Source organism: Ramlibacter sp., from assembly GCF_035655895.1.
Lineage (GTDB): Bacteria > Pseudomonadota > Gammaproteobacteria > Burkholderiales > Burkholderiaceae_C > Ramlibacter.
The window spans coordinates 191,975-218,151 of the sequence record NZ_DASRTN010000013.1 but is presented as its reverse complement, the minus strand read 5'-3'; the positions used below and the strand labels follow the sequence as shown (position 1 = coordinate 218,151).

At 71.3% G+C, this 26,177-nt stretch carries 21 protein-coding genes; 6 read left to right on the top strand and 15 right to left on the bottom strand.

What is annotated here, in order from left to right:
• Window positions 1-84: 84 nt before the first annotated feature.
• The 4 genes from VFE82_RS15360 to VFE82_RS15345 all read left to right on the top strand — a co-directional run bounded on the left by VFE82_RS15360 (window position 85) and on the right by VFE82_RS15345 (window position 2,919).
• Window positions 85-327 carry an RNA polymerase subunit sigma-32 gene (locus tag VFE82_RS15360; protein ID WP_325001188.1) on the top strand — a complete coding sequence of 81 codons (243 nt, stop codon included), beginning with the start codon at window positions 85-87 and terminating at the stop codon, window positions 325-327.
• A 168-nt stretch (window positions 328-495) separates the two neighbouring features.
• Window positions 496-1,041 (top strand): GAF domain-containing protein, encoded by a 546-nt coding sequence (locus VFE82_RS15355; RefSeq protein WP_325001187.1) that lies wholly within the window; start codon window positions 496-498, stop codon window positions 1,039-1,041.
• A gap of 143 nt (window positions 1,042-1,184) precedes the next feature.
• Window positions 1,185-2,465, top strand: coding sequence for a DUF3443 family protein (locus VFE82_RS15350; protein ID WP_325001186.1), 1,281 nt, complete (start codon window positions 1,185-1,187; stop codon window positions 2,463-2,465).
• 223 nt (window positions 2,466-2,688) lie between these two features.
• On the top strand, window positions 2,689-2,919 hold the full coding sequence (locus VFE82_RS15345; RefSeq protein ID WP_325001185.1) for a hypothetical protein: 231 nt from the start codon (window positions 2,689-2,691) through the stop codon (window positions 2,917-2,919).
• A gap of 18 nt (window positions 2,920-2,937) precedes the next feature.
• On the opposite strand, the gene VFE82_RS15340 is transcribed toward VFE82_RS15345, so the two are convergent.
• On the bottom strand, window positions 2,938-4,542 hold the full coding sequence (locus VFE82_RS15340) for an iron ABC transporter permease (RefSeq protein WP_325001184.1): 1,605 nt from the start codon (window positions 4,540-4,542) through the stop codon (window positions 2,938-2,940).
• A 79-nt stretch (window positions 4,543-4,621) separates the two neighbouring features.
• Here VFE82_RS15340 and VFE82_RS15335 point away from each other — a divergent pair, with 79 nt between their 5' ends.
• Complete coding sequence (locus VFE82_RS15335; protein ID WP_325001183.1) at window positions 4,622-5,725, top strand: ABC transporter ATP-binding protein; 1,104 nt, start codon at window positions 4,622-4,624, stop codon at window positions 5,723-5,725.
• A gap of 25 nt (window positions 5,726-5,750) precedes the next feature.
• Here VFE82_RS15335 and VFE82_RS15330 read toward each other — a convergent pair whose 3' ends face one another.
• From VFE82_RS15330 to VFE82_RS15295, 8 genes are all read right to left on the bottom strand, one after another.
• Entirely contained in the window at window positions 5,751-7,079 is a 1,329-nt protein-coding gene (locus VFE82_RS15330; protein WP_325001182.1) for a hypothetical protein, read from the bottom strand.
• Between the two features lie 175 nt (window positions 7,080-7,254).
• Window positions 7,255-9,945, bottom strand: a complete 2,691-nt coding sequence (locus VFE82_RS15325; protein ID WP_325001181.1) for a hybrid sensor histidine kinase/response regulator — start codon at window positions 9,943-9,945, stop codon at window positions 7,255-7,257.
• A 32-nt stretch (window positions 9,946-9,977) separates the two neighbouring features.
• Window positions 9,978-10,712 carry a lysophospholipid acyltransferase family protein gene (locus VFE82_RS15320; protein WP_325001180.1) on the bottom strand — a complete coding sequence of 245 codons (735 nt, stop codon included), beginning with the start codon at window positions 10,710-10,712 and terminating at the stop codon, window positions 9,978-9,980.
• Complete coding sequence (locus VFE82_RS15315) at window positions 10,709-12,025, bottom strand: dihydroorotase (protein WP_325001179.1); 1,317 nt, start codon at window positions 12,023-12,025, stop codon at window positions 10,709-10,711. Before VFE82_RS15315 ends, VFE82_RS15320 begins: the two co-directional genes overlap by 4 nt.
• 19 nt (window positions 12,026-12,044) lie before the next feature.
• A complete protein-coding gene (locus VFE82_RS15310; RefSeq protein WP_325001178.1) occupies window positions 12,045-13,007 on the bottom strand; it encodes an aspartate carbamoyltransferase catalytic subunit in 963 nt (320 codons plus the stop codon).
• The gene (gene pyrR / locus VFE82_RS15305; protein WP_325001177.1) at window positions 13,007-13,501 is read right to left on the bottom strand and encodes a bifunctional pyr operon transcriptional regulator/uracil phosphoribosyltransferase PyrR; all 495 of its coding nucleotides are present in this window, start codon (window positions 13,499-13,501) and stop codon (window positions 13,007-13,009) included. Before pyrR ends, VFE82_RS15310 begins: the two co-directional genes overlap by 1 nt.
• A gap of 184 nt (window positions 13,502-13,685) precedes the next feature.
• On the bottom strand, window positions 13,686-14,105 hold the full coding sequence (gene ruvX / locus VFE82_RS15300; RefSeq protein ID WP_325001176.1) for a Holliday junction resolvase RuvX: 420 nt from the start codon (window positions 14,103-14,105) through the stop codon (window positions 13,686-13,688).
• Complete coding sequence (locus VFE82_RS15295; RefSeq protein ID WP_325001175.1) at window positions 14,102-14,701, bottom strand: YqgE/AlgH family protein; 600 nt, start codon at window positions 14,699-14,701, stop codon at window positions 14,102-14,104. The genes ruvX and VFE82_RS15295 overlap by 4 nt, the downstream gene beginning before the upstream one ends.
• 25 nt (window positions 14,702-14,726) lie before the next feature.
• Here VFE82_RS15295 and VFE82_RS15290 point away from each other — a divergent pair, with 25 nt between their 5' ends.
• On the top strand, window positions 14,727-16,229 hold the full coding sequence (locus VFE82_RS15290; RefSeq protein ID WP_325001174.1) for a deoxyribodipyrimidine photo-lyase: 1,503 nt from the start codon (window positions 14,727-14,729) through the stop codon (window positions 16,227-16,229).
• Window positions 16,230-16,247: 18 nt separating this feature from the next.
• On the opposite strand, the gene VFE82_RS15285 is transcribed toward VFE82_RS15290, so the two are convergent.
• The 6 genes from VFE82_RS15285 to VFE82_RS15260 are packed head-to-tail and all read right to left on the bottom strand — an operon-like array spanning window position 16,248 to window position 26,135.
• A complete protein-coding gene (locus VFE82_RS15285; protein WP_325001173.1) occupies window positions 16,248-22,268 on the bottom strand; it encodes a hybrid sensor histidine kinase/response regulator in 6,021 nt (2,006 codons plus the stop codon).
• Between the two features lie 50 nt (window positions 22,269-22,318).
• Entirely contained in the window at window positions 22,319-24,559 is a 2,241-nt protein-coding gene (locus tag VFE82_RS15280) for a methyl-accepting chemotaxis protein (RefSeq protein ID WP_325001172.1), read from the bottom strand.
• A 25-nt stretch (window positions 24,560-24,584) separates the two neighbouring features.
• Window positions 24,585-25,115, bottom strand: a complete 531-nt coding sequence (locus tag VFE82_RS15275; protein ID WP_325001171.1) for a chemotaxis protein CheW — start codon at window positions 25,113-25,115, stop codon at window positions 24,585-24,587.
• A 19-nt stretch (window positions 25,116-25,134) separates the two neighbouring features.
• Window positions 25,135-25,500: a response regulator transcription factor gene (locus tag VFE82_RS15270; RefSeq protein WP_325001170.1), complete on the bottom strand. Its 366-nt coding sequence runs from the start codon at window positions 25,498-25,500 to the stop codon at window positions 25,135-25,137.
• A 23-nt stretch (window positions 25,501-25,523) separates the two neighbouring features.
• Complete coding sequence (locus VFE82_RS15265; RefSeq protein ID WP_325001501.1) at window positions 25,524-25,946, bottom strand: response regulator; 423 nt, start codon at window positions 25,944-25,946, stop codon at window positions 25,524-25,526.
• Window positions 25,947-25,982: 36 nt separating this feature from the next.
• On the bottom strand, window positions 25,983-26,135 hold the full coding sequence (locus VFE82_RS15260; RefSeq protein ID WP_325001500.1) for a rubredoxin: 153 nt from the start codon (window positions 26,133-26,135) through the stop codon (window positions 25,983-25,985).
• Window positions 26,136-26,177 lie beyond the last annotated feature (42 nt).

The window sequence follows — 26,177 nt, the reverse complement described above, 5'->3', positions numbered from 1 at the left end:
TCGGAACACCAGGACGGTCGAACCCATCGATGCCGGCACCGGGAGCCGTAGAATGCCGGTCCAAATCATATCCCGCGGCCCCCCATGATCCGTGACCTCGACCAAGTCAGCCTGACGTTCTCGTTGTGGCAACAGGCACGGTCGGAGTTGCAGGCCCTGGAAGCCAAGCTGCTCGTCCTCAAGAACTCCGGCCGTCCGGTCGAGCAGATGGAGCTGGATGTGCTGCACGGCGAACTGCTGCTGGCCAAGGAAAAGTCCGAGCGGCTCCTGGTCGGCGCGATCGAAGCCCTGCGCGACTCCCGCACGCGCGGCACCTCCGGCCTCTAGCGCACCCGGCCCCGCCGGGACAGCCCCCCGCACGATCGGACCGGCCGGTGCGTCTCCGCCGTCGTGCAGCCGCAGACGTCCGGCACGCGATTAGGACATCTCCCCACCACGCGCCACTGGCGAGCTGGTACCTTCCAGGTCCACGCCAGCAGTTGCAGGAGTCCAACCATGGAGCCGTCGACCAAGGACATCGGGAAGATCTTCAGCATGGCCGCGGGCGTGCAGGCGGCCACGGCGGACGACGCCACCGCGCCGGCGGTCCGCCCGGTCAGCGTGTTCCTGTCGCAGGTGCGCGAGGCGCTCCGGATGGACATCGCCTTCGTCTCGAAGATCGACGCCGGCCGGCGCGCCTTCCAGGTGGTGAGTGCCTCGGGCTCCTCGGACCTCGCGATCGAAGCGGGCCACTCCGATCCCCTGATGGACACCTACTGCAAGCTCGTGGTCGATGGCGACTTGCCGGCTGTGGTGCCCGACGTGCGGGACATCCCCTCGATCGCCGGCTTGCCGATCACCGGGCGGCTGCGGATCCGCAGCTACCTGAGCGCGCCGATCGTGCTGTGGAGCGGCGACATCTATGGAACGGTCTGCTGCTTCAGCCACTCCGCGCGCCCGGACCTGCGGGAGGCCGATGCCGACGCGCTCAAGGCGATCGCGGCCGCCATCGCGGCCCACATCGACAAGCGCGGTTCGATCGAGGGCCTGGCCTGGTCCTGAACGACCGCGGGCTCGGCGCAACCCCTGCCGTCACCGTTTGAGATGCGTCCGTGTGAACCCACACGGAATGCAACACACCGGAACCCTCGGCCCCTTCGACACTGGCTCAGCACGGCTCTGCCCCGTGCGCCGAAGGGAGATGCATGTTGGGCGCCACCGGTCCCCGGGCCGAGCCATCCTGGGCCGCGACACTCGGCGGCCGCCTGCTGCGGGCCGGCCGGCACGCGGCGGCGGCGCTGGCCATGGTGGGCATCGCGTCCTGCGGCGGCGGCGGTGGCGGTGGCGGAGGGACCCCGGGTGATGCCGGCCTGGCGCCGGCCTCGGCATCGGCCGGACCGGGTCCGGTCGTGCTGCCGGCGCCGGCCGCGAACGTGCTCGCGATCACCGTGGACCGTGGCGTGCGCGGCACGGCCTTCAACTCGCCTTATGTCACGGTGACCGTGTGCACGCCGGGCACGACCACCTGCCAGGAGGTGGACCACGTGCTGGTCGACACCGGCTCCTATGGCTTGCGGCTGGCGGCGTCGGCCGTGGCGTCGACGCCGCTGCCGGCCGTTGCCACCGACGGCGGCGCGCCGGCGGCGCAGTGCGCCCAGTTCGCCAGCGGGTTCACCTGGGGATCGGTCCGCACGGCCGACGTGCAACTGGGCGGCCAGCGCATCGGCGGGTTGCCCGTGCAGCTGATCGGCGATCCGGCGCCGCCCTTCGCGGCGCCGCCGCTCCAGTGCAGCAACGTGGGATCGGACCTTGCGACGCGGCTGGACGCCAAGGGCATCCTGGGCGTCGGCCCGCGCCGGCAGGACTGCGGGCTGGCATGCGCCTCGTTCCCGCCACCGCCGATCTACTTCGCCTGCAGTGCTGGCGGTTGCGTCCCGACGGCGCTGCCGGTGCCGTCGCAGGTGGTCAATCCCGTCGCGGCCCTGGCGTCCGACAACAACGGCGTGCTGCTGCTGATGGAGCCGGTGGCGCCCGGCGGGGCGGCGGCCGTCGCCGGTGCGCTGGTGCTGGGCATCGGCACCCAGGCCAACAACCAGCTGGGCGGTGCGCAGGTGTTCGCGATGGACCGCAACGGACTGCTGTCGACCCGCTTCGCAGACCGCACGGTCCCGGCATTCCTCGACAGCGGCGCCAACGGCATCTACTTCCCCGACACCGGACTGCCGCGCTGCGGCGACTTCTACTGCCCCCCGGCGCCGACCCCTCTGGCAACCACGATCGCGTCGGCGAATGGCGCAAGCCGCGGCGTCGACCTGCTGGTCGAACCCCTCGCCTCGCTCGCGCCCGGCTCCGTTGCCGGGGGGCTGGCTGGGCCGGAGAACGATCGGTTCGTGTGGGGTTTGCCCTTCTTCTTCGGCCGGGCGGTGTTCGTCGCGCTGGAGGGCGCCGAGACCCCCGCCGGCCCCGGTCCGTTCTGGGCGTTCTGACCGCCACCTGACCCCGCTCTTCGGGCGGCAGCCCGCGGTACGCGCGGGTTCCCGGCCATGCGGTGCAGTCCTACAGACACCCCATCCGGCTCAGATAACCTGCTCCCACGCCCATCCAGGCGGGCATGGCGGACGGTGGCCCGGATGCGCCAGCCCTTCGCCCCTGCAAACGCCCGCCACCCTGTTTGTGCGTCCACGACAAAGCCATCAGGAAGAGGTCCCCATGACGTCCGATTACCGCATCGAGAGCAGCCATCCCATCGCCAGCCGGTGGCTGCCGCAGTCCGGATCCCAGCAGTACCTGGTCAGCGACCGCGCGCTCGCCGTCGCCGTGGCCGCCAAGAGCACCACGCGGCCGGGCGGCCAGGAGATCCGGGTCGTGCACGTGCCCACCGGGGAAGTCGTGTTCCGAAAACAGAGCACCGGTCGCGCCGAAGCGCCGGACGAAGCGTGACCGCCGGCAGCCGCCAGGTCAGCGCGCCCGCAGCGTGCGGCTGAGCAGGATCACCGGCAGCAGTCCGGCCAGCACCAGTGCCAGCGAGGGCAGCGCGGCCTCGCCCAGGCGTTCGTCGCGCGCGAGCTGGTAGGCGACGACCGCCAGCGTGTCGGTGTTGAACGGCCGCAGCAGCAGCGTCGCCGGCAGTTCCTTCATCACGTCGACGAAGACCAGCAGCGCCGCGGCGGCGGTCGAGCGCCGCAGCAGCGGCCAGTGCACGCGGGCCAGCAGGCCCACGCGCCCGGCGCCCAGCATGCGTGCCGTGTCGTCGAAGCTGGCTGGGATGCGCGCGTAGCCGCTCTGCACCGACTGCAGCGCGACCGACATGAAGCGCACGAGGTAGGCCCACACGACGCCCAGGACGGTGCCGGTGACCCAATAGACGGTCGGCGACTGCGGCGCGGCCTGCTGCAGCCAGCCCACCGGCAGCAGCAGCCCGACCACGATGACGGCCCCCGGGATGGCGTAGCCCAGGCCGGCCAGCCGCACGACGCCGCGCGTGAGCACGTCGCCGCCCCGGCGCAGCGCGGCGGCGAGCACCAGGGCCAGCACGACCGCGAGCGCCGCACTCAGCACGCCCAGCCGCACGCTGTTGCCCGCCCATTGCGCGAAACGGCCCCAATCCAGCTCGGTGCTGTCGCCCAGCAGCGGTCGCAGCATGAAGAGCACCGGCAGCACGAAGCCCAGCAGCACGGGCACGGTGCAGAGGGCGATCGCCAGCGCCGCCGGACGCCCGGCCAGCCGCGCCGGCTGCGCTTCAGCCGAGCCGGCGCGTGCGCCGCGCGCCTGCGCAAAGCGCAGGCGGCGCTGGGCGCGGTGCTCCAGCGCGAGCAGCACCGCGACCACCGCCAGCAGCGTCGTCGCCAGCTGCGCGGCAGCCACGCGGTTGTCCATCGACAGCCAGGCCTTGTAGATGCCCGTAGTGAAGGTCTGGATGCCGAAGTAGCTGGCCACGCCGAAGTCGGCCAGCGTCTCCATCAGCGCCAGCGCGACGCCGGCCGCCACCGCGGGACGCGCCAGCGGCAACGCGACCCGCACGATGCGCTGGCGCAGCGGCGCGCCGAGCAGGCGCGCCGCCTCCATCAGGTGCGCCGCGCGCTCGCCGAGCGCCGCGCGCGCCAGCAGGTAGACATAGGGATAGAGCGTGACGACGAACACCACGGTCGCGCCCTGCACGTTGCGCACCTCGGGCAACATGCGCCCCTCGGCGCCCAGGGTGGCGCGCAGCCAGCCCTGCATCGGCCCGCTGAATTGCAGGAAGTCGGTGTAGGCATACGCCACCACGTAGGCCGGCACGGCCAGCGGCAGCAGCAACGCCCATTCGAAGAAGCGGCGTCCGGGGAACTCGAACAGGGTGACCGCGGCCGCCGTGACGGTGCCCACCAGCGCCACGCCCACCGCCACCGCCAGGCACAGGCCGAGGCTGGTGGCCGCATAGCCAGGCAGCACCGTGGCGGCCATCTCGCGCAGGATGCCGGCGCTCGCCGCGTCCCATTGCAGCCAGGACGTCAGCACCGCGCCGACCGGCACGACCACCACCAGGCCGATGGCCAGCAGCAGGGCATGGTGGAGCCGGCGCATGGAGTGTTCTGGGGGGGGTCGGCGCCAGGCCGGACCGCGTTGAGCGAAATGAGAATTGTACGCATCTAGAATCCAGCCCATGCATGTCGAACTCGCCGGCTTGAGCGTGCGCTACCGCGGTCAGTCGCGGCCGGCGGTGGATGCGGTCTCGTTCGGCCTGCCCGCCGGCGCCATCGGCGTGCTGATCGGCCCGTCCGGATGCGGCAAGACGACGCTGCTGCGTGCCGTCGCCGGGCTGGAGCGCGCCAGTGCCGGGGAGATCCGCCTGTCGGGCGAGGCGGTCGAGAGTGCCGGCGTGCACGTGCCGCCGGAGGCGCGGCGCATCGGCATGGTGTTCCAGGACTACGCCCTGTTCCCGCACCTGGATGTCGGCGCCAACGTGGCGTTCGGCCTGCGTTCGCTGCCGCGCGGCGAGCGCGCCGCCCGGGTGGCGGAGGTGCTGGCGCTGGTGGGCCTGGCCGGCACCGAGAAGCGCATGCCGCACGAGCTGTCGGGCGGCCAGCAGCAGCGCGTGGCCCTGGCCCGCGCCCTGGCCCCGCGGCCGCGGCTCCTGCTGCTGGACGAGCCGTTCTCCAACCTCGACGTCGACCTGCGCGAGCGCCTGGCGCACGAGGTCCGCGCAATCCTCAAGGCGGCGCAGGCCACGGCCCTGTTCGTCACCCACGACCAGCTGGAGGCGTTCGCGATCGGCGACGCCATCGGCGTGATGCACCAGGGCCGCCTGCACCAGTGGGACGATGCATACACGCTGTACCACCGCCCCGCCACGCGCTTCGTGGCCGACTTCATCGGCCATGGCGTGTTCGCGCCGGCGACGCTGCGCGAGGTGGCCGGCCAGGTGGTGGTCGACACGCCGGTCGGACCGCTGCGCGATGTCGCGGAGTGCCCCCTGCCCTCGGCCTACGGCGGGGGCGAATGCGAGGTGCTGCTGCGCGCCGACGACATCGTCCACGACGATGCCGCGCCGGTGAAGGCGCAGATCGTGCGCAAGTCGTTCCGCGGCTCGGAGTTCCTCTACACGCTGCGGCTGGCGAGCGGCGAGACCGTGCTGGCCCACGTGCCCAGCCACCACGACCACCGCGTGGGCGAATGGATCGGGATCCGCGCCGAGGTCGACCACGTCGTGACGTTCCAGCGCGGCAGCGGCGCCACGTCCGCACCCGCGCCGTCGGCTCCGGCCTAGCCCCGAACGCCGGCGCGCCGCCGGCTCAGCGCGTCGCGCTGCCCTGTGCGTCGCCGCGCGCCTGTGCCATCCGGCCTTCCAGCTGCTCCCGCCGCTTGGCGTACCAGGCCAGCAGGCACTCGCGGTCGCGGCATTCGCGCTCGCGCCGCAGCCACTCCGCGTCGCCGGCCCGCTTGAACGCCGCCGGGTCGGATGCGGCGGCCTTGGCGCGCGCATGCAGCCGCCCGAGCTCCCGGTCCAGCCGGGCAAGCTGCGCGTCGGAGCAGATCAGCTTCTCGCTGGTCGATCGGGCCCGGGTGCAATCGAAGCTCGGTGCCACCCGCTCCGCCGTCCCGCCACCTGCACCACCGCCCGCCGTGGCATCGCCTTGCGCGACCTGCGGCGAGCCGCTTGCCTCCCCAGCCCCCACCGTCGGCACCGGCTTCGTCACCCCCACCCGGGAGGACGATCCTGCCGCGCCACCGGGGCTGCTGGCGACGCCCGCCGTGGCCGTCGGTTTGCCCGGCGCGGTGCGGCCACCAGCCGAAGCGGCCGGTGCCGCAGCGGAAACGCCAGGGCTCCGTGGGGCCGGCTGCGCGGTCTCACGCGGCGGCGGTGCAGCATTGCCTGCGGCGCCGCCCATGGCGCTGGTGCCCGCCTGGGCAAGCGTTTCGCGCACGGCGCCCAACCCGTCGGCGGCAAAGCGCGTGCGCTCGTGGTCGGCGCCGAGCAGGGCCGTGTAACTCTGCAGGCTGTCCGCGTAGAACGCCTCGGCCCGCCGCAGCAGTTCGGGGCGCTGGCCTGGCGCGACCGGCGCGCCGCCACCGGCCACGAAGGCGTAGTGGCGTCCGAGCTGGTAGCGGGCATTCGCCGCCTCCACCGAGCCCGGGCCCCGCAGCGAATCGGCCAGTTGGCAGGAGGTGAGATACGCCACTTCGGCATCGCGCATCCGGCCGGCCGCCGCGGCCTCCTTGCCGGCCCACAGGGTCGTGTCGATCTCGTCCAGACCGCCGCGTGCGGCAGGCCGCGCCGGCGGCATCGCCAGCTGGCCGTCCCTGCCGCCCGCACTGGCCAGCAGCGGCTGCGCCGGACACGCCGTGCGTGCGAGGGCGGCCGTCGCGGCGACGGGCCGCTCGGCCGGGGCCGGCGGGGCCGCGGCCGTCGAGGGCCTGGCGGGCGGCAGACGCGGCGCCGGCCCGTTCCTGGCCGGGGAGCCGGCCTCGGCGAGCGGCGGGTCCTCGCCACGCTTCCATTGCACGCCCCAGCTCAGCGCGCCGACGAGCAGCACGTGGGCCAGCAGCGCCGGCACGATGCCGCGCCGCAGCACCGGCAGCAGTGGCGGATCGAGGTTCTGGTTGGCGATCGCCGGGTCCATGCGGCGGCTCACTCCCTGGACGCGGCCCGGGCGTGCGTCCGCTCGCGTCGGCCCGAACACATCCACATGCGCCCACCATAACGGCGCGCCGCCACGGCGGGCGGTCGCGCTGACACTTTGGCGCGGACGTGACCCTTGGTGAAATCGTGCCGAGCTTGCCGCCTCCGGCCGACGCTCAGCCGGTCCCAAGCCCGGCCAGCAGCCGCTCGAGCGCAGAAGGGTCGACCGGCTTGGTGAGGTGATGGTCGAAGCCGGCCTCGCGCGCGGCGTTGCGGTCATCCTGCTGGCCCCAGCCGGTCACGGCCACCAGGGTCAGCGCGCCAGCCCAGGGTTCCTGGCGCAGCGCCCGGGCGACCTCGTGCCCGCTCAGTCCCGGCATGCCGATGTCCAGCAGCGCCACCTCGGGCCGGAACGCCTGCGCCGCGGAGACGGCTGCCAGGCCGTCGTAGGCCACCCGCACGTCGTGGCCGCCCATGCCCAGCAGCATCGCGAGCGTGTCGGCGGCATCCCGGTTGTCGTCGGCAACCAGCACCTTGCGCCCTCCCCCCGCGGCGGCGGCCGGGCCGCTGGCGGCCGACGGGCGCGCCGGGTCGGCGGGCAACGGCAGGCGGACCGCGAACGTGCTGCCGCGCCCCGGCCCCTCGCTGCTCGCCTGCACGCTGCCGCCGTGCAGTCCGACCAGCCCCTTGACCAGCGCCAGCCCGACCCCCAGGCCGCCTTCGGAGCGGTCGGCGCTCTCGCGCAGCTGGGCGAACATCTCGAACAGGCGCGGCAGCGCATCGGGGGCGATGCCGATGCCGTCGTCCTGCACCTCCAGCACGAGCACGTCGGCTTCGACCCGGGCGCGCAGCGCGATGCGGCCGCCCGGGTCGGTGTACTTCGCCGCGTTGGTCAGCAGGTTGGCCAGCACCTGCGACAGCCGCAACGGATCGGCATCGACGACCGGCATGCTGGCCGGCAGGTCGATCTCGAGGCGGTGCTGCTTGCGGTCGACCAGCGGCCGCACCGCCTCCACCGCGCTGTCGACGATCCCGCCGAGCTCGACACGCTCGCGCCGCAGCTCCAGCTTGGACTGGGTGACGCGCGCCACGTCGAGCAGGTCGTCGAGCAGCAGCGCCATGTGGCGCACCTGCCGCTGGATCACCTGCCGCGCCACGGCCAGTTGCTCGGGCGCGAGGCCCGGCCGGCCCAGCAGGTCGGCGGCGGTGCGGATCGGCGCCAGCGGATTGCGCAACTCGTGCGACAGGGTGGCGAGGAAGCGGTCCTTGCGGGCATCGGCCTCGCGCAGCTCCAGGTTCTGCCGCTCGATGGTGCGCTGCGCCGCATGGATCGCGCTGATGTCCATGCCCGTGCTGATGAAGGACTCGCCCAGCGGCACGGTGGTGAACCGGAAGTGGCGGCCGAGGCGCTCGAAGTAGTCGTCGTAGCTGGCCGGCCGCTGCTCGCGGAAGACGCGCTCGACGATCGGACGGTAGTCCTCGGTGGTGCCGGGGCCGAAGATCTCGTCGGCGGTGCGCCCGCGGATGTCCTCCAGGCGCCGTCCCCAGGTCGCCAGCGCCGGTCCGTTCGCATCGACCAGGCGCCAGGTCTCGATGCGGCCGGCGGCGTCGCGCACCAGCTGCCAGAAGTGCACCTCCTCGGTCATGTTCTCGAACAGCTGCCGGTACCGCTCCTCGGCCTCGCGGCGTGCCTGTCCCGCTGCCAGCAGCTCGGTGATGTCGGTGTGCACGCCGACCCATTCGCGCACGCCGCCGCCGGTCTCCTGGGTGGGCTGCGCACGGATCGAGAAGGTGCGGTACACGCCGTCGTGGCGACGCACGCGGTGCTCGAAGACGAACCGCGTCTCGGCCGCCACCGCTGCCTGCCAGGCGTCCAGCGTCGGCTGCACGTCGTCCGGATGCACCGCCTGCGCCCAGCCGTGGCCGGCATACGCCTGCTGCGTCTGCCCGGTGAAGGCGGCCCAGCCGGGCTGCGGCCCGTGCATCCGGCCGGCCGGATCGGCGGTCCAGAGGATGTCGCTGGCCGCCTGCACCGCCGCGCGGAACCGCGCCTCGCTGATGCGCAGTGCCTCCTGCGCCTCCATCTCGGCGGTCGCGTCGCGTGCCGCGCACATGCCCCGCAGCGCGCGGCGCTCGCCGTCGAGCCAGCCAAAGGTGACCTGCAGCCGGATGTGCAGCCAGCGCAGCTTGCCGCTGGGCAGCAGGGCCCGGACGCTGATCGCCAGGTGGCCCTTGCCGGCGGGGTCGATCGCGGCGGCGACGGCATCCAGGTAGCGCTGCCGGTCGTCGGGGTGGACCCGGTCGAAGATCGCCTGGCGCGGCACGACCATGGCGTCGTCGCCGAGCTCCAGCAGCCGCGCGAGTTCGGCCGAGATGTGGTTCTCGTTGTGGACGTAGTCGATCTCCGCCGTGACCAGCCCCGCGGCCTGGATCGCCATCTGCAGCTTCAGGCGCGCCGATTCCTGCTGTGCCTCGGCGAGCCGGCGCTCGGTGATGTCGCGTCCGATCCCGAGCACGCCGACCAGTTCGCCGCCGGCGGCCCGCAGCGGGAGCTTGCGGGTGTGCCAGTAGCGCACGCCGCCAGCGCGCTGCACCATCGGCACCTCGGTGGCCAGCACGTCCCCGGTCGTGAACACCTGCCGGTCGGCCGCCATCATCCGCCGCGCGGCGGCGGTGTCGCCCAGGATCTCGACGTCCGTGCGGCCGAGGACCTCGGCGGCGGGGCGGTCGAGCGCGGCGAGCGCCGCCGGATTGGCGAAGCGGTAGCGCCCCTGGAGGTCCTTGGCAAACACGACGTCGTCCGACGCCTGCACGATCGCACCCGCCAGCACGCGGGGATCCTCGAAGGAGGGAACGTCGAGATCCATGAACTGCTTCTTTCCTGCCCGCCGCAGCGGTGCTACCGCCGCAAGTGTTGCACCGCCTCGCGCAGGTCGGCGGCCCAGGCCCGCCGGTCCCGTCCGTCCGCGTCCTGCGGCTCGCCGAAGGCGACCACCGCCGTGATGGCTGGGCCGGTGACGGTGCGCCACAGGGACCCCACCAGGGTGTCGTCACCGATGTAGCACGGCGACAGGCTGGTGCGGCCGGTGCGGGTTTCGAGGAACTGCAGCGCCACCGGCTGGACCGGCGCCTGCGCCGCGACGGCGGCCTGCAGCAGGTTGGAATGGAACGGCAGCAGGTCCATGCCGTCGCTCGTCGTGCCCTCCGGGAACACGGCCAGCACGTCGCCCGCCCGCAGGCTGGCAGCCATCTGGTGGACCACCCGCAGCGCATCCCGGCGCGACTCGCGCTCGATGTAGAGCGTGCCCGCGCCGGTGGCCAGCGGGCCGATCAGCGGCCACTGGCGCACCTGCGACTTCGACACGAAGCGGCAGTGCCGCGCCGCGTGCAGCACCAGGATGTCGAGCCAGGAGATGTGGTTGGCCACCAGCAGCAGCGGCCCGCGCGCCGGCGGCTGCCCTCGCAACTGCAGGCCGATGCCCAGCAGCTGCAGCATCCGGCGGGCCCAGGCCTGCACCCTGGCCTCGCGCTGGGCCGGCCCGAGCCGGGGAAACAGCAGCTGGATGGTCAGCCACCCCGCCAGCACATGCACGAAGGCCCGGGCCAGCCGCCAGCCGGCCCGCAGGCCGCTCATGCCGGCGCGCCGCTGGCCGCCGCAGCGTCGAAGACGACCTGCCCGCCGACGACCGTGCAGCGCACCCGACCCGGCAGTTCGTAGCCGGAGAACGGCGTGTGCTTGCCCTGGCTGCGCAGCGCGCCGGACTCCACGGTCCAGTGCGCCTGCGGGTCGATCACGCAGACGTCGGCCACGCCCCCCTCGACCAGCTGGCCGCAGCTGGCCTGCAGGGTCCCGAGCGCCGTGCCCAGCACCCGTGCCGGCTCGCTGGTGAGGACCGCCAGCGCGCGGGCCAGGCCGGCCCCGCTCTCCTGGCCCCACTTCAGTGACAGCGAGAGCAGCAGTTCGAGTCCGGTCGCGCCCGGCTCGGCCTCGGCAAAGGGCAGGGTCTTGGCATCCTCGTCGACCGGGTTGTGGTCGGACACCAGCGCATCGACCGTGCCGTCGGCCAGGCCCTGCCGCAGCGCGTCGCGGTCGCGCTGCTGGCGCAGCGGCGGCGACAGGCGCATGCGGCTGTCGAAATAGCCGATGTCCTGGTCGATCAGATGCAGCGAGTTGATGCTCACGTCACAGCTGGCAGCCAGTCCCTCGTCCTTCGCCCGGCGCACCAGGTCCAGGCCCGCCGCGCTGCTGATGCGGCACAGGTGCACGCGGGCGCCGGTGGATTTCATCAGCTCGAAGATCGTGTGCAGCGCGATCGTCTCGGCCGCGACCGGCACGCCCGACAGGCCCAGCCGGGTCGCCAACGGGCCGCTGGCGGCGACGCCCTTGCCGAGGTACAGCTCCTGCGGTCGCAGCCAGACCGTGTAGCCGTAGGTGGCTGCGTACTGCAGCGAGCGCTGCAGCACCTGGGTGTTGGCCAGGCTCACCTCGGCCTGGCTGAAGCCGACGCAGCCGGCCTCGGTCAGCTCGGCCATCTCGGTGAGCACCTCGCCGGCCAGCCCGCGCGTGAGCGCGCCCAGCGGAAAGACGCGGGCCTGGTGCAGCTTCTCCGCCCGCATCTTCAGCATCTCGACCAGGCCGGGCTCGTCCAGCACAGGGTCGGTGTCGGGCGGGCACACCAGGCTGGTCACGCCGCCGGCGATGGCGGCGGCCATCTCGGACTCGAGCATGCCCTCGTGTTCGTGGCCCGGCTCGCGCAGTCGCGCCGCCAGGTCAACCAGGCCCGGCGCGACGATGCAGCCGCCCGCCTCGATCGTGCGGGTGGGCGCGAAGCCCGCGGGCGCACCGCCGATGCCGACGATGCGGCCGGCGGCGATCGCCACGTCGGCGGTCTCGTCGCGCTTGGACGCCGGATCGATCACCCGGCCGTTCTTGATCAGGATCTTCATCGGGCTCCCGTCGTCCTCGTCATGCCTCGTTGCCGGCCACGATGCTCATCACGGCCATGCGCACCGCGATGCCGAACGTCACCTGCGGCAGGATCACGCTCTGCTTGCCGTCGACCACGGCGGAGTCGATCTCGACGCCGCGGTTGATCGGGCCGGGGTGCATCACGATGGCGTCGGGCTTGGCCAGCTGCAGCTTCTCGGGCGTGAGGCCGAAGCTCTTGAAGAACTCCTGCGACGACGGCAGCAGGGCGCCGCTCATGCGCTCGTTCTGCAGGCGCAACATGATCACCACGTCGCAGCCGCGGATGCCTTCCTCCAGCGTGTGGCACACGCGCACGCCCATCTGGGCCAGGTCTGCCGGCACGAGGGTCTTGGGGCCGACCACGCGCACCTCGGCGCAGCCGAGCGTGGTGAGTGCATGGATGTCCGAGCGCGCCACGCGCGAATGCAGCACGTCGCCGACGATCGCCACCGTGAGGTTGGCGAAATCCTTCTTGTAGTGCCGGATCGTGTACATGTCGAGCAGGCCCTGCGTCGGGTGCGCATGCCGGCCGTCGCCCGCGTTGATGACGTGCACGTGCGGCGCCACGTGCTGGGCGATCAGGTAGGGCGCGCCCGACTCGCTGTGCCGCACCACGAACATGTCGGCCGCCATCGCCGACAGGTTGGCGATGGTGTCCAGCAGCGACTCGCCCTTGCTCGCGGAGGACCGGGCGATGTCGAGGTTGATGACGTCGGCCGACAGCCGCGTGGCGGCGATCTCGAAGGTGGTGCGGGTGCGCGTGCTGTTCTCGAAGAACAGGTTGAACACGCTCTTGCCGCGCAGCAGCGGGACCTTCTTGACCTCGCGGTCGCTGACGCCGACGAAGCGGCTCGCGGTGTCGAGGATGTGGGTGACGATGTCGCGCGGCAGTCCTTCCACCGAGAGCAGGTGGATCAGTTCGCCATGGCGATTGAGTTGCGGATTGCGCTTGTGCAGCATCAGGCCACCTTGAAGCTGAAACGGCCGGCGTCGTCGCGGGCGAGCTCGAGCGACTGGGTGTCGGGCAGTGCCACGCGCGCGGCGGCGAAATCGGCCTGCACGGGCAGTTCGCGGCCACCGCGGTCGACCAGCACGGCCAGCTTCACGCTGGCGGGGCGGCCGTAATCGAACAATTCGTTGAGCACGGCGCGGATGGTGCGGCCGGTGTAGAGCACATCGTCGAGCAGCACGACGTGAGCGTCGTTCACGTCGAACGGCAGCTCGGTCTGGGCGCTGGAGGCAGACAGGCCGCGCTGCGCGAAATCGTCGCGGTGCATGGCCGAGGAGATCACCCCCGCCTGGCCGTCCAGCCCGAGGTCCTGTTGCAGCCGCCGGGCCAACCAGGCCCCGCCCGACGTGATGCCCACCAGGCGCCCGTGCGCCCCGCGCAGCGCCGGCACGCCGCGCAGCAGTTCGCGGTACAGCGCCTCGGCGTCCAGCCGCAGCTCGCTCATGACGGCACCTGCGCGCTGCGCGCTGCGGTGCGGGCCCCTTCGGGCGGCCGTGCGGGGCGGATCGGAGGCACCTGCGCGCTGCGCGCTGCGGTGCGAGCCCCTTCAGGCGGCCGTGCGGGGCGGATCGGAAGCACCTGCGCGCTGCGCGCTGCGGTGCGAGCCCCTTCGGGCGGCCGTGCGGGGCTCATTCGATGCTCCTCAAGAATTGCTCCAGGATGATGCAGGCGGATGCCGCGTCGGCGTCGGTTGCGCCGCCGGCCAGCGCCTCGGTCGTGCTGTAACGCTCGTCCACCTCGTAGACCGGCAGCTTCACGCGCGCACCGAGCTGGCGGCCGAAGCGGCGCGCCCGGGCGGTATTGTCATGGCTCGCGCCGTCGGGGTGGAACGGCACGCCGACCACCAGGGCATCGGGCTGCCACTGGCGCACGCGCGCCTCGGCGGCGGCCAGCCGGTGCTCGCCCGCTTCGGCGCGGATCGTCGGCTGCGGGGCAGCCGTGCGCAGCAGGCGGTTGCCCACCGCCACCCCGGTGCGCTTGGCGCCGAAATCGAAAGCCAGGAACGAGGAGAAGTGGCGGGGGACGTCGGGCCGGCTCGGCACGCTCATGCGTGTCCGGCGTCCGGGGACAGCATCCATGCCTGCAGCCCCAGCAGGGAGAGCGCCTTGTCGTAGCGCTGCTCGACCGGCGTGTCGAAGATGACGGCCGGATCGGCGCCCACGGTGAGCCAGCTGTTCTCGGCCAGTTCGGATTCGAGTTGTCCTTCGCCCCAGGCGGAGTAGCCGAGCGACACCAGGACCTTGCGCGGCCCGGCGCCGGTGGACAGGGCCTCCAGCACGTCCTTGGAGGTGGTCATCTCCAGCCCGCCGGGGATCGTCATGGTGGACGCGTACACCGGCTCCTCGGGCCTGTCCTCGCCGGTGAGCACGGCCTCGTGCAGCACGAAGCCGCGTTCGGTCTGCACCGGCCCGCCCTGGAACACCGGAACCCCGGCGAGGTCGGCGCGCTCGAGCGGCAGATCGACCTTCTCGAACAGGTTCTTCAGCTTGATGTCGCTGGGCTTGTTGATGACCAGACCCAGGGCGCCGCGGGCGCTGTGCTCGCACAGGTAGACGACGCTGCGGGCGAACGACTCGTCCTCCAGGCCCGGCATCGCGATCAGGAAATGATGCGTCAGGTTGATGGTGGTGGACTCGGCGGGCATGATCCGCCCAATTTTAACGAGGCCCATGGAAAAACCCTACGCCGCCGGCCTGATGTGGTTCCGCCGGGACCTGCGCGCGCACGACAACGCCGCGCTGTACCACGCGTTGCGTCACTGCAAGCTGGTCCATTGCGTTTTCGTGTTCGACACCGGGGTCCTGGATCCCCTGCCGCGGCAGGACCGGCGGGTGGAGTTCATCCGCGAGTCGCTCGTGCAACTCGACGAGGCTCTGCGCGAACTCGCAGGCGATCCGGCGGCCGGGCTGATCGTGCTGCACGGCGGGGCGCTGGCCGAGATCCCCCGGCTGGCGAAGCGTCTGGGCGTGCAGTCGGTGTTCGCCAACCGCGACTACGAGCCGGCCGCCATCGCCCGCGACGCGCAGATGCGCGGGGCGCTGGCCGACCTGGGCATCGCCCTGCACGACAGCAAGGACCAGGCGGTGTTCGACCGCGAGGAACTGCTGACGCAGGCGGGCCGGCACTACGCGGTCTTCACGCCGTACAAGAATGCGTGGCTGGCCAAGGTCGACGCGTTCTATCTGAAGCCCTACCCGGTGCAACGGCATGCGGCAGGGCTGGCGCCACGACCGCCGGAGGACCGGCGGCCCGTGCCGGGCCTTGCGGCGATCGGCTTCGAGCCCAGCAACCTGGCCCAGCTGCCCGTGCCGCCGGGGCTGCGGGGCGGCGCCCAGCTGGTCGAGGACTTCGCCGAGCGGATCGACCGCTACCACCTGACGCGGGATTTCCCGGCGACCAAGGGACCGAGCTACCTCAGCGTGCACCTTCGCTTCGGGACCGTGTCGGTGCGCGAGCTGGCCGGCCGCGCTCACGCGCTCGCGTCCGCCGGCCAGCCCGGCGCGGCGACCTGGCTGTCCGAGCTGATCTGGCGCGACTTCTATTTCCAGGTGCTGGCCAATTTCCCGCACGTGGCCGACGAGCAGGGCAACGGGCACAGCTTCCGGCGCGAGTACGACGCCATCCACTGGGAACGCGGGGCCAAGGGCAAGCAGCTGTTCGAGGCCTGGTGCGAAGGTCGCACGGGGTATCCGCTGGTCGACGCCGCCATGCTGCAGCTCAACCAGACCGGCTACATGCACAACCGCCTGCGCATGGTCACGGCCAGCTTCCTGTGCAAGGACCTGGGTGTCGACTGGCGGTGGGGCGAACGCTATTTCGCCCGGCAGCTGAACGACTACGACCTGTCCGCCAACAACGGCGGCTGGCAATGGGCCAGTTCGTCGGGTTGCGATGCGCAGCCCTACTTCCGCATCTTCAATCCGGTGAGCCAGAGCCGCAAGTTCGATCCGGAAGGCCGGTTCATCCTGCGCTACCTGCCGCAACTGGCGGGGCTGCCGGTCGACGTGCTGCATGCGCCATGGACGGCGCGCCCGGTCGACCTGGAGTCGGCCGGCCTGGTGCTCGGTCGCGACTACCCGATGCCCATCGTGGACCACGACGAGGCCCGCGAGCAGACGCTGCGGCGGTACGCGGTGGTGAGAAAGCCGGAGCAGGCCAGGGCCACGCCCTGACCCTGCCCCGCTGCTGCATCAGGCGGGCTGGGCCGCCGTGCAGTAGTGCTTGACCAGGCTGAGCAGTTCCTCTTCCGAGTACGGCTTGCCCAGGTAGTGGTTCACGCCCAGCTCACGGGCATGCTCGCGGTGCTTCTCGGCGATGCGCGAGGTGATCATCACGATCGGCAGGTCGCGCCAGCGTGCGTCGGCGCGGACGTTGCGCGCCAGGTCGAAGCCGTCCATGCGTGGCATCTCGATGTCCGACAGGACCACGGCGGGCCGCTCTTCGGCCAGCCGCTCCAGGGCCTGCAGGCCGTCGGCGGCGAGCGCGACGCGGTAGCCTTCGCGCTGCAGCAGGCGCTGGGTGACGCGGCGCACGGTGATCGAATCGTCGACCACCAGCACCAGCGGGATCTGCGGCGCTGCGGGCGCGAGGTTCACCGGCGCTTGCGGCGCGTCGACCACCACCACCGCCTGGCCGAGCACGTCGGCCTGGGCACTGTCGGCGCTGAGCTGGCGGGCCTGCTCGCCGTACACCGCAGAGAGCGCCACCGGGTTGTAGATCAGGACCACGGCACCGGAGGCGAGCACCGTCATGCCGGCCAGGCCGGGCAGCCGGGCCAGTTGCGGGCCGAGGTTCTTCACCACCACTTCCTGGTTGCCCAGCACTTCGTCCACGTGGACCGCGACGCGCTGGGCGGCACTGCGGAACACCATGACGGGCAGCGTCTTGGCCTGCGGTTCGTTGCTGCGCTGCGAGGACTGCAGCAGCGCACCGGACCAGAAGAACGGCACCGGCTCGCCGGCGAACTCGAAGCTGCCGCTGTTGTAGGCCTGCTGGACTTCCTTGACGGACGCCCGGCGCACGGTCTCGATCAGGTTGGCCGGCACGCCGATGGACAGCGTGCCGCTGCGCACCATGACCACCTGCGTCACTGCGGTGGTCAGCGGCAGGATCAGCTTGAAGCTGGTGCCGCGGCCCGGTTCGGTGCTGGTCTCGATGCGCCCCCCCAGGGCGTTGATCTCCGAGCGCACCACGTCCATGCCGATGCCCCGGCCGGCCAGCTCGGTCACCTGCGCGGCCGTGGAGAACCCGGGCATGAAGATCAGGTTGGCGGCATCGGCATCGGTCAGGTGCTGGTCGGGACGCAGCAGGCCTTGCTGGATCGCCTTCTCGCGGATGCGGGGCAGGTTCAGGCCGGCGCCGTCGTCGCGGAACTCGACCGAGACGTCGTTGCCCTCCTGGTGCAGGTGGATCAGGATCGTGCCGTTCGGGTCCTTGCCGAGCGCGGTCCGCGCGACCGGGTCCTCGATGCCGTGCGCCACGCAGTTGCGCAGCAGGTGCTCGAAGGCAGGCGTCATGCGATCCAGCACGCCGCGGTCCATTTCGATGGAGCCGCCGGTGATGTCCAGCTTGACCTGCTTGCCGGTCTCCTTCGAGGCCAGCCGCACCACCCGGTAGAGGCGGTCGGAGATGCCTTCGAATTCCACCATGCGCGTGCGCAGCAGGTCGCGCTGCAGTTCGCGCGTCTGGCGGGCCTGGGCAATGAGGTCGTCTTCGGTGGCTTCCACCGTGCGTTGCAGGTTGCGCTGCACGGTCGCCACGTCGTTGACCGACTCGGCCATCATGCGCGTGAGCTCCTGCACGCGGGTGAAGCGGTCGAACTCCAGCGGGTCGAAGCCGGCCGATTCCTTGGACTGGGCCAGCCGCGACTGCATCTGCGTCTCGGCCTGCAGTTCGATGTCCCGCAGCTGCGTGCGCAGGCGGTCCAGGTTGCCCGTGAGGTCGGACAGCGAACCGCGCAGATTGCGCAACTCGTTCTCCAGGCGCGAGCGGGTGATCATCACCTCGCCGGCCTGGTTCATCAGGCGGTCGAGCAGCTGCGAGCGCACGCGCACGGCCCCACCGGCCACGACGCGCGGGGCGAGCGGCTGGTTGGCAGTGGGCACCACGAGCGCCGCACGTGGGGCGGCGCCCGACGGCGGCGTCGACGCGGCCGGGGCGGCATCGTTGGCGGCTGCAGCCGGGGCTGCGGCCGCCGCAGGCGGCACGAACTCGGGCTGGGGCTCGCCCGGGCCGTCGCGCAGGCGATCGAACACGGCCTGCATGCCGTCGAAGCGCTGCAGCAGGGGCTCGACCGCCGCGGCGCCGGCCTCGGGGGTCAGGCCCTCGACGACCGATTCCATCCGGTGCGCCATTTCGCCGAGGCGGAGCGCGCCGGCGAGGCGGGCGCTGCCCTTGAGCGTGTGCAGCGCACGGAGCACCTGATCGCGGGCTTCGCGGTCACCCTGGCCGGCCCAGCGGCGCAGCGCACCACCCAGCTGGGGCATCAGTTCGACGGCCTCTTCCTCGAAGATCGGGAACAGGTCGAGGTCGATCGCGTCGAGGACGTCGATGTCCTCTTCCCCGACGTTCAGCTCGAGGTCGGCGGCTGGCGCCCGCATGGCAGCCGGCGCAGGCGTTGCCGGTGCGACATGGCGCTGGATCAGCTGCACGGGTTGCCGCGGAGCTGCCGCCGCGGGCGCCGGTTGCGAGGCGACCTGAGCGTGGACCGGGGCCGCCGAGGCGGCGACGTCCGGCGCGCGCACGGACGCTGCCGGCTCGACGGCGGGGACAGCCGCAGCAGCGGCAAGCGCGGCGAAGTCGATCGCCTCAAGCCCGCTAGCGGTGGAGTCGCTCAGGTCGGGACGCGGCGGCACCCGCAAGTCGGCCAGGGCGTGCAGGGCCTCGGTGATGCCGGGCTCGGGATCCTTCAGGAAGCCGGCCGCGAACTGGTGCAGCAGCCGGCGGATCTCCTCGGCGGCCTGCAGGAAAGCCTTGCCGTGCTGCGGCGTGCCGTAGGCAAGGGTCTGGGCGTGCTGCAGCGAGCTCTCGAGCGTTCGCGCGATGTCCGACAACGCGTGGAAGCCCACAGTGGCCGAACTGCCGGCCAGGGCATGCGCCAGGCCGACCATCCCGTCGGTCACGGGCTTGTTCAGCTCCAGTGCCCATTCGCCGATGTCGTGCGCCAGGCGGCGCGACCATTCGTCGGCCTCGTTCAGGTAGACGTTGTACAGCGGGATGCCGATGCGCAGGTCACCGATCACCTTGACCTGCTCGTCGGGCGACGCGTTCAGGCCGGCGTCGGCGGAGAGCGCTTCGGCCGCAGGCGCCGGATCAGCGGCCGGCAGGTCGAACGTGGGTTCCGGGGCGGCGGGTTGCGACACGGCAGCCAGGCTGCCGAAGTCGATGCCGGCGATCTCGATCGGCGGCTCCGCGGGCACGGCAGCCGGAGCCGGGGCCGACAGGTCGAAGTCGAACTCGGGCGGCAGCTCGGCGGACTCGACGACGGTCACCTCGGCGGGTGCGACGGCGGGCTGGTCGGGCGACGCGAAGCCGAAGACGTCGGCCAGATCCAGCTCGGAGAGCGGCACTTCCGCCGACTCGATGGCCGGCGTGGCGGGCGCGGCCGCGGGCTCAGGCTCCGCCCCCGGGATCTCGAGCGTGATCGAGAACGCGTCGGGCGCGGTCGACATGGCGGGCGCCGGTGCGGCAGGCGCCGGTGCGGCAGCGACGGGCTCGGCAACGGGCTCGGCAACGGGCTCGGCAACGGGTGCGGCGGCGGCCATTCCCGGCAACGAGAACGGGACCACCCGGCCTTCGACCCGCAGGGCGTCGGCCGGACCGCGGAACATGGACGCCTTCCAGGCCATGTCGGTGCGGTTGGCGATGTCGTCGACCCAGCGGCCGAAGCCGCGCAAGGCGTCGGCGGCGAAGGTCCGCAGTTCGTGGGTGGACGACTTCTGGTCGGCCAGCCAGGTGTTCAGGACCTGCTCCAGTGCCCAGCCCGCCTCGCCGAACTCGTTGAGTCCGACCATGCGGGAGCTGCCCTTGAGCGTGTGGAAGGCACGCCGCAGCGTGGTGAGCTCGCCCAGATCGCCGGGATTCTCTTCCAGCGCCTGGATGGCGGCCAAGCCGTTGGTGACCACCTCGCGCGCTTCCTCCAGGAAGATCTCGAGCAGCTCGGCATCGACCTCGTTGGCCGCCGGCGCCGGCGCCGGCTGTGCCACGGCGGGTGCGGGGGTGGCCGGCTTGGCCGGCGCTGCCGGGGCTGCCGCGACTGGCGTGGCCACCGGGGCAGCCACAGGAGCCGGTGCAGGCGCGGGCACGGGCGCGGCCGCGACGGTCGGTGCCGGTGCAGGCTGGGCCGCCGCCACGGCAGCGGCGACGACGGCGGGATCGACCTTGCGCTTGCCGACGCCGATGGTGTCGTCTTCCTCGAAGGCGGGCTCGGCTGTGGGCGCGGCGGCCACGGGCTCGGCTGCGCGTCCCATCAGCGGGCGCAACTCGCCGGTCGAATCGTCGTAGACGAACAGCTTCTTTGCCAGCGTGGGCTGGTAGTTCAGCATGTCGATCAGGAAGCCGAGCGCGCCGAGGTTGTTGCCCAGCTTGTCGAAGGTGCCCGCCGCACGGGCCTTCTCCTCGTCGACCTCGGTCAGCAGGATCTCCTCGACCGCTTCGCGCATGCGCACCACGGCCTGGGCAGCCTGGTCCAGGCCGAGGACCGACAGCACGCCGCGCATCTGCAGCAGGTGCGACGGCGCGTTCTGCAGCGGGCCCTTGTCCTTCGGATCACGGAAGAAGGCATCGAGCACCTTCTCGAGTTCGCTCAGCGTGCCGCGCAGTTCGCCGACGACACTGCCCATGGTCTGGCGGTCGCTGACGCGTCGGTACAGCTCCTCCATCCAGGGCTCCAGGGCCTGGCCCTTGCCGCCCTGGCGCACCTGGTCGAGCCGTTCTGCCAGGCGCGCGGTGCGCTCGGCCAGGCGCGCGTCGGTCGGGTCGAGGTCCTGGAACGCGGCCTCGAGGTACAGCACGGAGGTCGCGACCTCCATCGCCACCTCGGTGCGGGGCGGCTGGCCGGAGCGGACGACGGCATCGACCGCAGCGCTCAGGCTCTGCGCGAGCGGCGCACTCGGCGGATGCAGCTTGACCAGCGAATCGCTGATCGCATGGAACTGGTCGCCGACCGGCTTGAGCTTGCCGGCGTCGCCACCGGACAGGGCCGACCAGGTTTCCTTGGCCACGGTGATGCGCTTGCGGGCCTGGGTGAGCAGCACCGGGTCGAACCGGCCGAACTGCTGGGTCTGGTAGTCGACCGGCTTGAACCGGCCCAGCTCGTAGGCGGCGCGCACGCCCGCCAGCGACGGTGCGTCGACCGGGCGCGCCGGCACGGCCTGGGCGCAATAGAACAGCAGGTCCTGGGCCAGGCGTTCCGAAACGGAGGTGTCGCCCTTGGCGAGCGTGGCGTACTGCAGCAGCACGCGCGAGGCCGCCCGCTTGACGTAGACGTCCGCCGGCAGCAGGCCTTGCGACATCGCCTCGAAGTAGGCAGCGCAGAGTTTCCAGAACACGCGCGGCGGCCGCGCGGTCTGCCCGGCGGCCAGGCCGAGGGCACACTGGGCCAGGTCGCGAGCGGCGGCCGTGTCGCCCGACTTGACGATGCGCAGCACCGCCTGGTCCATGCGCGAACGCACGGCCGGCCCGTAGGCCAGCGGCTGCGAAACGGCGGGGGTCTCGGGCTCGACCCAGCGCCAGTCGAACGACCACAGGTCGGCCGGATGGATGCGGTCGCTGCCGGCGAGCTCCTGGACGTCCCGGTACTGCGGGAACAGCGCGACCGAGGAGATCGGCTTGCCCAGCAGAACGGCTTCGAGGTATTCGGTCAGCGCGAAACCGGCGCGCTCGACCTTGGCAGCAGCCGCCTCGCTGCACAGCTCGGGCCGTTCGACGAATTTCTGAACGGCCGCTTCCATCGAGCGCAGCATGTGCGCCGGGGCGCCCAGACCGACCATCTCGAGGGCGCCGACCGCCTGGTGCAGTTGCTGCCTGGCGATGCGAAGCTGGCCGTCATCGACCGACGCCATGTCCGAGCCGCGCGCCAGGCCCGCGTCGCGCACGAATCGGCGCAGTGCGGCAGAGGCAGACTCGAGCGACTTGCGCAGCTCGTCGAGCACCCAGGCCAGCGGGCCCAGGTCATTGGTGGCCAGATCGGGACCGGTTTCGTTGGCTTGCATGAAAAACTCTGGCTGGTGCGGACGGCTCGCGGGGGCGGGCACGCCCGGCGTCAGGCGATCTTGAACCGGGACACCGATTGGCGAAGTTCCTCGGCCATGCGCGAAAGCTCGCGCACCTGCTGCGCGGTGGAGCGCGTGCCCTCACCGGTCTGCTCCGTCACAGCGAAGATGTGCTGGATGTTGCCGGCCACCACGTTGGCGGATTCGGCTTCCTTGGAGGCCGATGCCGAGATCTGCTCGATCAGCTCGGCGAGGCGGCGCGACACCTGGTCGATCTCGGTCAGCGCGGTACCGGCGTTGTCCGACAGCTTGGCCCCCTCGACCACACCCTGCGTGGAGCGCTCCATGGCGGCCACGGCGTCCTGCGTGTCGGTCTGAATGGCCTTCACCAGCGCCGAGATCTGGCGCGTCGCGTCGGCGGAGCGTTCGGCGAGGCGCTGCACTTCTTCGGCCACCACCGAGAAGCCGCGGCCCGCTTCACCGGCGGACGCGGCCTGGATGGCGGCGTTCAGGGCCAGCACGTTCGTCTGCTCGGTAATGTCGGAAATCAGCTCGGTGATTTCGCCGATCTCCTGGGACGACTCGCCCAGCCGCTTGATCCGCTTGGAGGTTTCCTGGATCTGGTCCCGGATCGAGTTCATGCCGCCGATGGCGTTCTGCACGGCCGCGAGACCGGATTCGGCAGCCTGCAGCGACTGGCGCGCCACCTGGGCCGATTCCTGCGCTTGCCCGGACACCTGGTTGATTCGACCTGCCATGTCGAGCACCGACTGGCCGGTTTCACGGATCTCCCGCAGCTGCTCGGTGGAGGCCGCGAGCAGTTCGGTCGAGGTGCTTTCCACCTGCGCCGTCGTCTGCGCCACCTTGGTCGCCGTGTTCTGCACGCTGCCCACCAGCTGGCGAAGCTCTTCCACCGTGTAGTTCACCGAGTCGGCGATGGCGCCGGTGATGTCCTCGGTCACGGTGGCTTCCTGCGTCAGATCGCCTTCGGCCACCGTCTGCAGTTCGTTCATTAGGCGAAGAATGGCGGCCTGGTTGGCGTCGTTGACGCGCTTGGCTTCCTGCTCCTGGCGCTCGGCCTCATGGCGCTGCGATTCGGCGCGTTCCTGGCGGGTGCGGCTGTCCTGCAGCTGCACGTAGGCCAGGCCGATCGAACACGCGATGGCGAACAGCGCGGCGACGCCCAGCGCGACCAGCGCGCCGAAGCCCAGACCGGTCTGCGAGGACAGCTTGGCCTGCAGGTCTTCCAGGTTGCGTCGCATCGGCTCGCTGTCGGCAATGATCGCGGACTGCGCCTCGCGGGCGGACACCAGGCCCTGGAGGTTGCCCAGAATGGCGCCGGCTTCCTTGCGGGTGTCTTCGTAGACCTTCAGCAGCGCCTCGAGGCGCTCGCGCGTCTGCGGCTCCTTGGAGCCGGCCAGCCGCAGCTCGGGGCTGCCGTCCAGCAGGCCCTGCGCGATCTCGCGGAAGGAGTTCAGGTCCTTGCCCAGCAGGAACACGGCCTCGGGGCTCACGCCTTCCATGGTCAGGAATTCGTTGGCCGACTTACCGATCCGCTGCGTCAGCATCACCAGCTGGCCGGCGGCCGAGATCTCGGCCGGCGCGGCGTTCTGCTGCAGCTTCAGGGACGAGACGGTCTCGGCGATTTCCAGCAGGTCGGACGACTGGCGGTTGATGGTGCGCAGCGCGGCGCCCACCTGGGTCAGGATCTTCTGCTGGCTCATCACCGTGCCGGCGTGCTTCTCGGCACGCTCCATCAGCGGCACGATCTTCTTGATGTCCGGCTGGTAGACGTCGGACACCGGCTGCAGGCGCAGCGAGTCGTCGCCGCCGCGCAGGCCGCGCACCGACTTGGCCAGCACGCTGGCGCTGTCCTTCACGTCGGGGAAGGCCTGGGGGCTGCCCACCAGCGCCTGCGAGACCGACTTGGCCAGTCGCTGCGACTGCATGAGCGAGTCACCGGTGTTCTTCACCTGCTGGGCGACCTTGTCGGCCTGGTTCACCGCGTACACCGCGACCGAACCCAGCACGACCAGCGAGAGGGTCAGCATGGAGAACAGGATGCGCTGGTGCGTGACGATGCTGCGGCGGCCGAGCAGCGGAACGCTGACCAGCTCGACCTCGATCTGGGGCAGCTCGCCCAGCGAATCGGGATCGTCGACGCTGTCGCCGCCGGCGAACGCCGCACGACCGGCCGGGTCGACGCTGGACAGGTCCGGGGTCGCGAGGCTCAGCTCGCCGGTGGACTCCGCGTCCGTGGACTTCTTCGAAAACAGGTTCTTCAGGGACATGGATGCAAAGCCTTCCGGGGATGCGTCAAGCGCTGATGCTCAGGAACTGGGGTTGCTGGGAGAGGGCCTGCAGGTTGATCTCCTGCCAATAGGCGCCACTGGCGTCGGTGTAGCCGCCGCCGAAGTAGTCGGGCGAGCCTTCGGGGGGCTCGCTCGACGAAGTGAAGGCATCGAGGTTGCGCAGACCGGCAAGTCGGTCGATCAGCAGCGCGCAGTTCACCTCCAGCGCCGGCCCGAGCGCCACCAGCCGCGACTCGGCGCGACCGGATTCGTTGCGGTGCATGGGGGCCGCGCCGGCGATGAAGCCGGCCAGGTCGACCACGCCGTACAGGCCGCCGCGCAGGTTGGCCACACCCAGGAACCAGCCCTGGGTGTACGGCACGCGCTGCGCGCTGGAGAAGGGGAAGATCTCGCCGGACTGCGCTAGCGGGAACAGGTAGCGTGCACCGGCCGACTCGACGGCGAGCCAGGACGCCTGCACGCCTTCGGTGCGGGCAGCCTGCAGGCGGTCCGCCAGCCGGCTCTGGAGTTCACGCAGCGCTTCGCGATTGGCCATGGGTCCAGCGTGCCGGGCTTCAGCCCAGGGCCTTGATCTTGGCCATCAGCTCGTCGGAGTCGACGGGCTTGGTGATGTAGTCGCGGGCGCCCTGGCGCATGCCCCACACCCGGTCGGTCTCCTGGTTCTTGCTCGTGCACATGATGATCGGCACGTCGGCGTACAGGGGATCGCGGCTGATGGCGCGCGTGAGCTGGAAGCCGTTCTGGCCGGGCATGACCACGTCCATCAGGATCAGGTCGGGCTTGTCTTCGCCGAGCCGGCGGAACGCGTCGTCCGCGTTCTCGGCCGTCTTCACCGCAAAGCCGTTCTTCTGCAGCAGGTCCGTCATGAACATCAGCTCGGTCTTCGAATCGTCGACGACGAGCACTTTCTTGATTGCCATGGGCATCACACTCCTATTTCTCTCTATTGCGCCGCGGCACCGAACTGCTGCACGGTCTGCAGCAGCTGGTCCTTGGTGAAGGGTTTGGTCAGGTAGTCCTCGGAGCCGACCATGCGGCCGCGCGCCTTGTCGAACACGCCGTCCTTGGAGGAGAGCATGACGACGGGGACCGAAGCGAAACGAGCGTTGCGCTTGATGATCGCGCACGTCTGGTAGCCGTCCAGACGGGGCATGAGGATGTCGCAGAAGATCAGGTTCGGCTGGTAATCGTTGACCTTGGACAAAGCATCGAAGCCGTCCTCGGCCAGCATGACCTCGTGTCCGCCTTGCTTCAGAAAGATTTCGGCGCTGCGGCGGATCGTGTTGCTGTCATCGATCACAAGCACCTTGAGCCCGTTTGTGCTCACTTGACGCTGCTCCTCATTTGTAACTTCCGGGGACTGCATCGTCATCCGAAGATGTAACGCGAACGCCCTCGCCCTCTAGATCTGCACCATCTCAAAGTCTTCCTTGCGAGCTCCGCATTCGGGGCAAGTCCAGTTCATCGGGACCTTCTCCCAAGGTGTTCCGGGTGCAATGCCGTGGTCGGGAGCGCCGGTGGATTCGTCATAGATCCACCCGCAAATCAGACACATCCAAGTTTTTGCTTCAGTCACAGCTTAAAGGGGGTTCGAATA